The 9,473-nt window shown below is 60.3% G+C and carries 10 protein-coding genes; 7 read left to right on the top strand and 3 right to left on the bottom strand.

The features are described 5' to 3' along the window. On the top strand, nt 1-504 hold a 504-nt coding region (locus ACIQ47_RS12965; RefSeq protein WP_396438512.1), incomplete at its 5' end, for a LysR substrate-binding domain-containing protein. Between the two features lie 15 nt (nt 505-519). Here ACIQ47_RS12965 and ACIQ47_RS12960 read toward each other — a convergent pair. The 3 genes from ACIQ47_RS12960 to ACIQ47_RS12950 form a co-directional block, all read right to left on the bottom strand. Further along, nucleotides 520-1,701 (bottom strand): AAA family ATPase, encoded by a 1,182-nt coding sequence (locus ACIQ47_RS12960; protein WP_396438511.1) that lies wholly within the window; start codon nt 1,699-1,701, stop codon nt 520-522. An 82-nt stretch (nt 1,702-1,783) separates the two neighbouring features. Continuing rightward, a complete protein-coding gene (locus ACIQ47_RS12955) occupies nt 1,784-3,322 on the bottom strand; it encodes a cryptochrome/photolyase family protein (protein WP_396438510.1) in 1,539 nt (512 codons plus the stop codon). A 38-nt stretch (nt 3,323-3,360) separates the two neighbouring features. Continuing rightward, nucleotides 3,361-3,531, bottom strand: coding sequence for a DUF2256 domain-containing protein (locus tag ACIQ47_RS12950; RefSeq protein ID WP_396438509.1), 171 nt, complete (start codon nt 3,529-3,531; stop codon nt 3,361-3,363). Between the two features lie 87 nt (nt 3,532-3,618). Between ACIQ47_RS12950 and ACIQ47_RS12945 the strand changes: the two genes are divergently transcribed. The 6 genes from ACIQ47_RS12945 to ACIQ47_RS12920 all read left to right on the top strand — a co-directional run. Further along, nucleotides 3,619-4,224, top strand: coding sequence for a glutathione peroxidase (locus ACIQ47_RS12945; RefSeq protein ID WP_396438508.1), 606 nt, complete (start codon nt 3,619-3,621; stop codon nt 4,222-4,224). Nucleotides 4,225-4,232: 8 nt separating this feature from the next. Beyond that, nucleotides 4,233-5,549: an NAD(P)/FAD-dependent oxidoreductase gene (locus tag ACIQ47_RS12940; protein ID WP_396438514.1), complete on the top strand. Its 1,317-nt coding sequence runs from the start codon at nt 4,233-4,235 to the stop codon at nt 5,547-5,549. Then, nucleotides 5,546-6,322 (top strand): DUF1365 domain-containing protein, encoded by a 777-nt coding sequence (locus ACIQ47_RS12935; RefSeq protein WP_396438507.1) that lies wholly within the window; start codon nt 5,546-5,548, stop codon nt 6,320-6,322. The genes ACIQ47_RS12940 and ACIQ47_RS12935 overlap by 4 nt, the downstream gene beginning before the upstream one ends. Nucleotides 6,323-6,339: 17 nt before the next feature. After that, nucleotides 6,340-7,593 carry a class I SAM-dependent methyltransferase gene (locus ACIQ47_RS12930; protein WP_396438513.1) on the top strand — a complete coding sequence of 418 codons (1,254 nt, stop codon included), beginning with the start codon at nt 6,340-6,342 and terminating at the stop codon, nt 7,591-7,593. A gap of 5 nt (nt 7,594-7,598) precedes the next feature. Further along, nucleotides 7,599-8,213, top strand: a complete 615-nt coding sequence (locus tag ACIQ47_RS12925) for a chalcone isomerase family protein (RefSeq protein WP_396438506.1) — start codon at nt 7,599-7,601, stop codon at nt 8,211-8,213. After that, the coding region (locus ACIQ47_RS12920) for an MFS transporter (RefSeq protein ID WP_396438505.1) at nt 8,210-9,473 on the top strand (1,264 nt) is incomplete at its 3' end. The genes ACIQ47_RS12925 and ACIQ47_RS12920, both read left to right, overlap by 4 nt.

The following is a 9,473-nucleotide window of genomic DNA, read 5'->3' as shown; positions in this document are numbered from 1 at the left end:
GGCGTAGTCCAACGGCTGCGAGATAACCTGGACGACCTGTACATCATGTCCATGCCGCCCAAAGACATGGACTTGGGCGACGAGGCCTTCATGCCCAACCCGATCGTGGTGATCGCGCCGACATCCGACCCGCTGGCCAAACGCAGCGCCGTGCCTTTGCAAGAGTTGGCTGAGCGGCGCTTTATTTTTCGTGAAAAAGGATCGGGCACGCGCATGGCGGGGGACCAGTTTTTCCGTCAAATGAAGTTCCGCCCTGATGTGCGTCTGGAGCTGGGCAGCAACGAGGCCATCAAGGAGTCCGTCGCAGGCGGCTTGGGTGTGGGCGTGGTCTCGCGCCATGCCCTGCATGGCCATCAAAAAGAAAACGGCGTGACTGTGATTGACGTGCAGGGCTTTCCCCTGCCCTCGGCCTGGCACATTGTCTATCCAGCTGGCAAAAAACTGTCACCGCTGGCACTGGCGTTCAAGCAGCATGTGCTCCAACAAATCAGTCGGCGCAAATGACGGGTTTGTGTGCTGCTATGAATTGGCGAGTACGGTGCGCAGCAGGTATTCGTGAAAGAGGGGTACCGTGAAGGCTGTGTCGCCGTGGGTGGGGCTCCAGACGATGCCTTTGCGGATCAGACTGGAGCGAACGGGTGCTTGTGTACTGACGGTTTTCAGCAATTGATTGGCGATGTCCCCGGAGCGGTGTGGCCCAGGCCCCAAGTCTGCCATGGCACGCAGATACCGGCGTTCACCGGGTGTGGTTCGTTCCAGCCGCACCTTGAAGAAACTTTCATCGAGTCCGGCGATGGTCAGTTGCGTTGCGGTCTTCACGACATCCAAAGTGATCGGACTGGTGGTGGCCACATCCCAAGTGTGTTTGCCCCACTCCTGCAAAAAATAAGGATAGCCTTGGGTTTTTTCCACAATGGCCAACGCTGCATCGTCGGTGTAGTTCACGCCCAGTTGTTGTGCGGGTTTGCGCAAAGCATCCATTGCGGCACTTGTGTTGAGTTTGTCGACTTGCGGGTATTCGAACAGGCGTTCTGAATACGACTTGGCCTCACCGGCCAGGGCCAGCAACTGCGGCAGGCCAGCCCCCACCAACGTGATGGGCAAACGCAAGTGTGCGCAGCGGTGCAGCGCAGCGATCAGGGCCGCAAACTGACTTTCTTTGACATACTGAAGCTCGTCGATGAACATGACCATCACGGTGTTTGCGGCCTTGGCCGCCTCTCCGGTTTGAACCAACAGCGCAGTCAAGTCGGACTCCAGTTCGCCGTTATCGGCCAGACCGCGCTCAGGCTCGTAGTCAAAGCCCACTTCGATGTCGGCAAATTTGAGCTTTAGACCTTTGGCAAAACCCGCCAGTGCACGCAGGGCTCTTTGTGAAACTTCCTTGGCTGACTCGTTGGTGCTCATGCGCAAGAGGGCCTTGCGCAATTCGGGTGCCAGCATCGCTGGCAAAGATTTGTTTTCGGGTGCTTCAATGCGCAAAGTCTGGATGCCTGTGCCCTCTGCATCCGAGCGCATGCGGTCCAACAAAACTGTTTTTCCAACGCCTCGCAAACCCACCAAAATCAGACTTTTCGCTGAATTGCCGATGCGCAGTCGCTCAATGCAGATCCTGACCTTTTCGCGCAGTTCATCTCGACCGGCCAGCTCAGGCGGGGGCGTGCCTGCGCCGGGGTTGTAAGGGTTGGTGATCGGATTCATTGATGAGTATATTAGCTAAGTTATTGAAATTCTATAACATCTGTAACTTGCTTATAAAACCCGTCTTGGGTTCGGACTTTCTTCAAACCTTGTCCAACCCCGCCCGCACTGCCCCAGCCCGCAGCCCAATTTGCGCCTTGTCTTCTGCGCTCATCTTGCCCACATGCTTGACCATCAGCGCGGTGCGCGGATTGCCTGAGAAGTCTTTTTCGTGCCGGATCAGAAAATCCCAATACAGCGTGGTCATGGGGCAAGCGTTGGGGCCGGTGCGCACTTCGGGCTGGTAGCGGCAGCCTTTGCAGTAGTTGCTCATGCGGCTGATGTACTGGCCGCTGGCCACATAGGGTTTGCTGGTGAAGCGCCCGCCGTTGGCGTGCAGGGCCATCCCCAAGGTGTTGGGCGTCTCTACCCATTCCACCGCGTCCACATACATGGCGCGGTACCAAGCGCTGACCTGCTGCGGCGACAGCCCTGCCAGCACAGCAAATTGCCCGGTCACCATGAGGCGTTGGATGTGGTGCGCGTAGCCGTGTTGCAGGCTTTGGCCGATGGTCGCTTGCATGCAGGCCATGTGGGTGTTACCCGTCCAGTACCACTTGGGCAAATCGCGGGTGTGGCCATAGTGGTTGGCCTCGGCCATGTGCGGCATGTCCAGCCAGTACACCCCGCGAATGAACTCGCGCCAGCCCAGCACCTGGCGGATGAAGCCCTCCACACTCGCCAGTGGCAAGCCGCGGGCGTGGTAGGCCTGCTCGGCGGCCACGATCACCTCGCGTGGGTGCAGCAAATGCAGGTTCAGGCTGCTGCCTACCAGCGCGTGCCAGCCAAAGGGCAAGGTGGTCCACATCGCGTCTTGCCAAGCGCCAAAGTTTTCCAGGCGCTGGTCAATGAAATGCTGCAGCGCCACCAAAGCGTCTTCGCGGGTCAGGGCCCAAGCAAAGTTGTCCAGCGTGCCGGGGTGGCTGGCAAATCTCTCTCGCACCAGCGCGATCACGTCTTGCGTGACGCGGTCGGGCGCAAAGCGCGCGGGCGGGGGCACGGTGCCCGGGCCTTTCGCGCCAAAGCCTTTGCGGTTCTCTGCGTCATAGTTCCATTGGCCGCCGATGGGTTCTTTGCCTTCCATCAAGATGCCGTGGCGTTTGCGCATCTCGCGGTAAAAGAACTCCATGCGCAGCTCTTTTTTGTCGCCGGCCCACTTGGCAAATTCGGCGCGGCTGCACAAAAAGTGCGTGTCGCTTACCCAGCGCAGCAGCACCTGAGCTTGCTCGGCAGCGTCTTCGATCAGCCGCTCCATTCGCCAAGCCCCTGCTTCCATCACCACCAAGGCTTTGGGTGGGTCGGTGTGCAGGGCCAGTGCCAAGCGACCCGCAAAGTCCGGGGGCAGCTCGGCGTCGTCCACCTTCATATAAGTACAAGGCCAGCGGCGGTGGTGCGCAACGTTTGTAAAGTGCCGCATGCCCGACAAGAAAATCGCGATCCGGGCTTTGTGGTTCCAGACTTCGCCCGCTTCGCTGTCGGCCTCGATCATCAAGAGCCGGTCTTGGTCGGGGTCAAAATCGGCCAAGGCCGGGTTGTCCCAGCCCAGCTGGTCGCCCAAAACCAATATCAGGTGACGTGTCATGCCTTGTCTTTCGTGGGAGGGGGTGTTCAGAATGGGGGTCAGGTTCTGACGGGCTTAGACTTGTCTGCCCTGCAGCGGTCGCTGCAGTACAGCACGCTGTCCCAGTTCTTGGCCCAGCTTTTGCGCCACACCATGGCGCGGCCACAAACCGCGCACGGCTTTTGAGGCAAACTTTGTTTTTTCCCTTTGAACCCCGGGGTTTTGGGCATGTTGTTCTCCGCTGGCTGAGGGTGTACGTGACAATCAAGAGAAACAAGTTTAAACTGATTAGTCACAAAATGAGTATTCAAGTACAGATGAACCACTCTCTGGTAAAAAAATGGGGCCTCAACTGGGTGTTGGTCGCCTTGGCTGCGATGCTGGGCCTGGGGCTGGCAGCGGCGCAAGCCAGCCCGCAAACGGCTGTTCAGGCACCCGCCTGCCCGGCCATTCTGAACCACAGCTTTGACCGCCTGCAAGACGAAAAGCCGCAGTCACTTTGTCAGTACGCGGGCAAGGTGGTGCTGGTGGTCAACACCGCCAGTTTTTGCGGTTTCACCTCGCAGTACAAAGGCCTGGAAACGCTGAACACCCAATACAAAGACCGTGGCTTGGTGGTGCTGGGCTTTCCTTCGAACGACTTTTCTCAGGAAAAAGGCAGCAACAAAGACATCGCCGCCTTTTGCGAAAGCACCTTTGGCGTGAAATTCCCGATGTTCACCAAAACCCAGGTCACGGGCGATGGTGCCGCGCCCTTGTTCAAGCAGCTCACCGCCCAAACCGGCCAAAAGCCCCGTTGGAACTTTCACAAATACCTGATTGGCCGGGATGGCAAGGTCATTGACCAGTACAGCAGCATGACGGGGCCGGAAAGCAAAACCCTGATTTCTGCCATCGACACAGCGCTGAAAGCCAAACCATGAGCCGACGCATGAAACTGGCCATCGTGGGGTCTGGCATTTCCGGTCTGGCCGTGGCCCACACCCTGAAAGACCATGCCGACATCACCTTGTTCGAGGCGGGCGACTACTTTGGCGGCCACACCCACACGGTGGACATCACCCTGCCCACACCTCAAGGCCCGATCACGCACGGCGTGGACACGGGTTTTTTGGTGTTCAACGAACGCACTTACCCCAATCTGATCAACCTGTTTGCTGAACTGCAGGTTGAAACCGCGCCGTCCGACATGTCGTTTTCGGTCAAGGTGCCGGGGGCGGTGAATGGCAAGACGCTGGAGTGGAGCGGCACCGACCTGAACAGCGTCTTCGCCCAGCGCAGCAACTTGGTCAACCCACGGTTTTGGCGCATGTTGGCCGATGTCATGCGCTTCAATGCGCTGTGCACCCGCATCGCCAATGCCCAGCGCGAACAAGACCTGCAGCAGCCACTGGTTGAATTTTTGCGCACGCACAAGTTCAGCGCGTCTTTTCGCGACTGGTATTTCTTGCCCATGCTGGGCTGCATCTGGAGTTGCCCGACCGACCAGATGCTGCAGTTTCCGGTGGCCACCATGATCCGGTTTTGCCACAACCACGGCCTGATCCAGGTGACCAACCGCCCGCAATGGTTCAGCGTGGTGGGGGGTGCGCGCCACTACGTTGAGAAAATTCTGGTGGGCGTGCACGACAAGCGCCTGAGCACCCCGGTTCGTTTGATCGAGCGCGATGTGCAAGGCGTGCGCATCATCACCGACGGTCATGCCGAACGCTTTGACGAAGTGGTGATCGCCACCCACACCGACCAGGCGCTGTGTCTGCTGCGCGAGCCCTCAGGTGAGGAGCGCAAGGTGTTGGGCGACATCCGTTACCAAGACAACCGTGCCGTGCTGCACACCGATGCCAGCGTATTGCCATCCAACCCCAAGGCTTGGGCCGCCTGGAATTACGAACGCGCAGCCAGCACCGAGCGCGAGTCCTCGCGCGTGTGCCTGCATTACCTGCTCAACCTGCTGCAACGCATCCCATTTGCCCAGCCCGTGGTGGTGTCACTCAACCCATTGCAGCCCATCAACCCGGCCACCATCGTGGGCGAATACGACTACGCGCACCCGGTGTTTGACCTTAAAGCGATTGAGGCGCAAAAACGCGTGCCTTTGCTGCAAGGCCAGCACCACACCTGGTACGCCGGGGCGTGGACGGGTTATGGCTTTCATGAAGATGGCCTCAAGTCGGGCCTGCAAGTGGGCCGCGCCTTGCTCAAACACATCCACGAGCAAGGCGGCCTTCAGGAAAAACTGGCCGCATGACCTCAGCCACCGCACTCATTGGCTGGGGCCAAGTGCGCCACACGCGCCACCGCCCGGCCCACCACGCGTTCGTCTACCCGAGCGCTTTTTTGATGCTGCCCATGCGCAGCTTGCAAGCGGGTGTGTGCCGCACGGATCTGGCCATCAACCGCCGCGCATGGTTTGCCTTTCACGATGCCGACCACGGCGATGGCCGATCGGCCGAGACCGGCGGGGCCTTGGCTTGGCTCGATGCCATGCTGGACAAAGAAGGCATCGAGGACGCCACAGGCGAGGTCTGGTTGCAAGCCTTTCCGCGTGTGTTGGGCCATGCCTTCAAGCCCGTGAGCTTTTGGTACGCGCACCGCGCCGATGGCAGCTTGGCCGCCATCGTGGCCGAGGTGAACAACACCTTTGGCGAGCGGCATTGCTACCTGTTGCCCGAGCCGCAATACGGCCAAACGATTTTGGCCCACAAGGTCTTCCATGTCTCGCCCTTTTGCGATGTGCAAGGCGAGTACCGCTTTCGCTTCATGCGCACGCAGCACAACGGACAAGACCGCATCGTGGCGCGTGTGGACCATACCGACGCCGATGGCCCCTTGATCGACACCAGCTGGAGCGGCGTGCTCGAGCCCGCCACCGCCGAGGCCTTGCACCGCGTGATGTGGCGCTATCCGCTGCTCACACTGGGTGTGGTGGCCCGCATCCACTGGCATGCGCTCTTGCTGTGGCTGAAAAAAGTACCGTTTTGTCGCAAGCCGGAGCCGCCCCGCGATTTTGTGACCCGATGAACACTGGACCCTACCGGATGCCGCCCTCCATGAAGACCGCCGACAACGCCCAAGCCTTGGGCCACCGCACCACCAGCATTTCGCACGCCAGCCTGCCCAAAGCCGCTGCACGTCTGCTCAGCCTGTTGACGCACCTGAAAATTGGCACGCTCACGGTGCACGCGCCCGATGGCAACAACCAGGTTTTTGGCACGCACGAGGCCCCGTTTGCAGCTTTGCACATTCACCGCTGGGACATGTGCGCCGAGGTTTTGAAATCGGGTGACATTGGTTTTGCCGAGGGCTACATGGCGGGCGACTGGACCACGCCTGACCTGGCCTCCCTGCTCCGCTTGACCATTGCCAACCGCGACCACATTGAAAGCGCCATTTACGGCCATTGGCTGGGGCGTTTGTTCTACCGCATCAAGCACCTGCTCAACCGCAACAACCGGACGAACAGCCGCAAAAATATCCACGCCCATTACGACCTGGGCAATGCTTTTTACGAACTGTGGCTGGACGGCACGATGAACTACTCATCGGCTTGGTTTGAAGGCGATCACAGCCAAGACATGGCCGCAGCCCAAAAAGCCAAGGTGCGTCGCGCCCTGCGCATGGTGAACGCCCAACCTGGCGACCGGGTGCTGGAGATCGGCTGCGGCTGGGGCGCTTTGGCTGAAGCGGCCACCACCGAGTTTGGTGCGTACATCACCGGCGTGACCTTGTCCACCGAGCAGCTGGCTTTTGCCAACGCACGCATGCAATCGCATGGCGTGCAGCAAAAAGCGGATTTGCGGCTGCAAGACTACCGCGACATTGACGATGGCCCCTACGACGCGGTGTGCTCGATCGAGATGATCGAGGCGGTGGGCCAGGCCTTTTGGCCCACCTACTTTCAGACCATCGCCCGCATGCTCAAGCACGGTGGCCGTGCGTGTGTGCAGAGCATCACGATCGACGACCGGTTTTTTGAGCGGTACTTGCAATCGACCGATTTCATTCAACAGTACATCTTTCCGGGCGGTTGTTTGCCGAGCCCCAGCGAATTTCGCAAACAAGCGCAAGCTGCTGGCCTGAAGGTGGTCGATGAGCTGAACTTTGGCCCTGATTACGCTGAAACCCTGCGCCGCTGGCGCGAGCGCTTCATGTCGCAGTTGGGCTCTGTGCGAACGCTCAAATTTGACGACCGCTTCATCCGCCTGTGGTCCTTCTATCTGGCTTACTGCGAAGCGGCTTTCGACGAAGCCAGCATCGACGTGATCCAGTTCACCTTGGTCAAACCTGGCTAATGCCCATGCACACCTCACTGACAACCCGCGCCATGTCCTGGCTGCTGCAAAACGGCTGGCGATACGGCTTTTTTCTGGTCTTTTGGGGTGGCTTGTTGGGCGCAGCACAAGCGCAAAGCACCAGCGTGACCAGCCCCAATGCGGCCTACAGCCGCCCCGAAGTGGCGGGCTTGGGCGGCGTGGTGCCCACCGCGCCGGTGCGCCTGCGGGTTTGGGGATTTGAGGTGTATGACGCCAGGTTGTGGACGCCCCGGGGTTTTCGGCACACGCAGGCCATGCAACAAGCCTTTGCCCTGGAACTGCAATACCTGCGCAAATTGGAAGGCTCGGCCATTGCCAGCCGTTCGATTGAAGAGATGCGGCGTGTGGGCAGCTTCACCGATGCGCAATCACAAAGCTGGCTGGCGGCCATGCGTGAGATGTTTCCCAACGTCAGCGCGGGTGAGCGCATCACAGGCATCAACCTGCCCGGTGAGGGGGCCGAATTTTGGGTCAATGGGCAACGTGCCGGTATCGTCAAAGACGTGAATTTCGCACGTTTGTTTTTTGGCATATGGCTCGACGAACGCACCTCCGAGCCCAAGATGCGTGCGCAACTTTTGCAAGGCCTTCAACCATGAATGACATGGCCCCGGTGACCCCCAGCGCTGTGCAGCGCAAGACTTCGGCCGCTTATGGTTTGTTGGGCTTGCCTTTGGCGTTTGTGGCTTTGCCGGTGTATGTGCATTTGCCCAATGTGTACGCCCAGCAGTACGGCGTGACGCTGGCCGCATTGGGCGCGGTGCTGTTGCTCAGCCGCAGCATCGACGCGGTGGTGGACCCGTGGCTTGGGCGGTGGGGCGACAAGCTGTACCGCCACTCGTGGCAGGCCGTGTGGCTGGCGGCGGTGTTGATGGCGCTGGCCGTGGCGCTGGGTTTTGCAGCTTTGTTTTTTCCGCCTGCGGCGGCCCTGTCGCCCACGGGTTTGCTGGTGTGGGTGGGCGCAGCGCTCACGCTCAGCCACCTGGCCTACAGCGGTTTGGGCATCTTGCACCAGGCCTGGGCAGCGCGGCAAGGCGGCGGGGGCATTGCGCAAAGCCGCTGGGTGGCGTGGCGTGAGGGCTTTGCACTGATCGGGGTGTTGCTGGCGTCTGCCCTGCCCACGCTGTGGGGCTGGGGGCCGACCACGGCCTTGCTGGTGCTCATGCTGGCGCTGGGCTTGTTCTCTTGGCGGCGGGTTGCGTGCAGCGCTTTGGCACCGTCCACTGCGGTGGTTCCCGGGCATGCGGTGGGCAGCATTTGGCAGCCCTGGAAGCACGCGGGCTTTCGCCGTTTGCTGATGGTGTTCATGCTCAATGGCCTGGCCAGCGCCGTGCCCGCCACGCTGGTGCTGTTTTTTGTGCAAGACCTGTTGCAAGCGCCCAAAGCCATGGAGCCGCTGTTTCTGGGTTTGTATTTCGCCGCTGGAGCGCTGTCGTTTCCGCTGTGGCTCAAGGTCATCGACCGCATCGGCCTGCTGCGCACCTGGGCCACGGGCATGACTTTGTCGGTGCTGGCTTTTGTGAGTGTCATCACGCTGGGCGCAGGCGACACCACCGGGTTTTTGGTGGTGTGTGCTTTGTCGGGCATGGCGCTGGGCGCTGACCTCACCGTGCCCGGTGCCTTGCTCAACCAACTGATCGACCGCTGCGGTGAGCGCGGCCGCACAGACGGCGCCTTCATGGGCTGGTGGAATCTGGCCACCAAACTCAATCTGGCTTTGGCCGCCGGTCTGTCTTTGCCATTGCTCGGCTTGTGGGGTTATGCCCCGGGCCAGCAGGGTGCCGATGCCGTGCTGGCGCTGGGCCTGGCTTATGGCCTGCTGCCTTGTGTGCTCAAGCTTCTGGCCGGACTGGCTTTGT

Source organism: Limnohabitans sp. (assembly GCF_044373035.1).
GTDB lineage: Bacteria > Pseudomonadota > Gammaproteobacteria > Burkholderiales > Burkholderiaceae_C > Limnohabitans_A.
This window is presented reverse-complemented; position numbering and strand designations above follow the sequence as displayed.

Bases quoted from the DNA above. Each gene is read 5' to 3' on its own strand.
- ACIQ47_RS12960 (WP_396438511.1), bottom strand. From the start codon at position 1,701: ATGAATCCGATCACCAACCCTTACAACCCCGGCGCAGGCACGCCCCCG.
- ACIQ47_RS12935 (WP_396438507.1), top strand. From the start codon at position 5,546: ATGACCTCAGCCACCGCACTCATTGGCTGGGGCCAAGTGCGCCACACG.
- ACIQ47_RS12925 (WP_396438506.1), top strand. From the start codon at position 7,599: ATGCACACCTCACTGACAACCCGCGCCATGTCCTGGCTGCTGCAAAAC.
- ACIQ47_RS12930 (WP_396438513.1), top strand. From the start codon at position 6,340: ATGCCGCCCTCCATGAAGACCGCCGACAACGCCCAAGCCTTGGGCCAC.
- ACIQ47_RS12940 (WP_396438514.1), top strand. From the start codon at position 4,233: ATGAAACTGGCCATCGTGGGGTCTGGCATTTCCGGTCTGGCCGTGGCC.
- ACIQ47_RS12950 (WP_396438509.1), bottom strand. From the start codon at position 3,531: ATGCCCAAAACCCCGGGGTTCAAAGGGAAAAAACAAAGTTTGCCTCAA.
- ACIQ47_RS12955 (WP_396438510.1), bottom strand. From the start codon at position 3,322: ATGACACGTCACCTGATATTGGTTTTGGGCGACCAGCTGGGCTGGGAC.
- ACIQ47_RS12945 (WP_396438508.1), top strand. From the start codon at position 3,619: ATGAACCACTCTCTGGTAAAAAAATGGGGCCTCAACTGGGTGTTGGTC.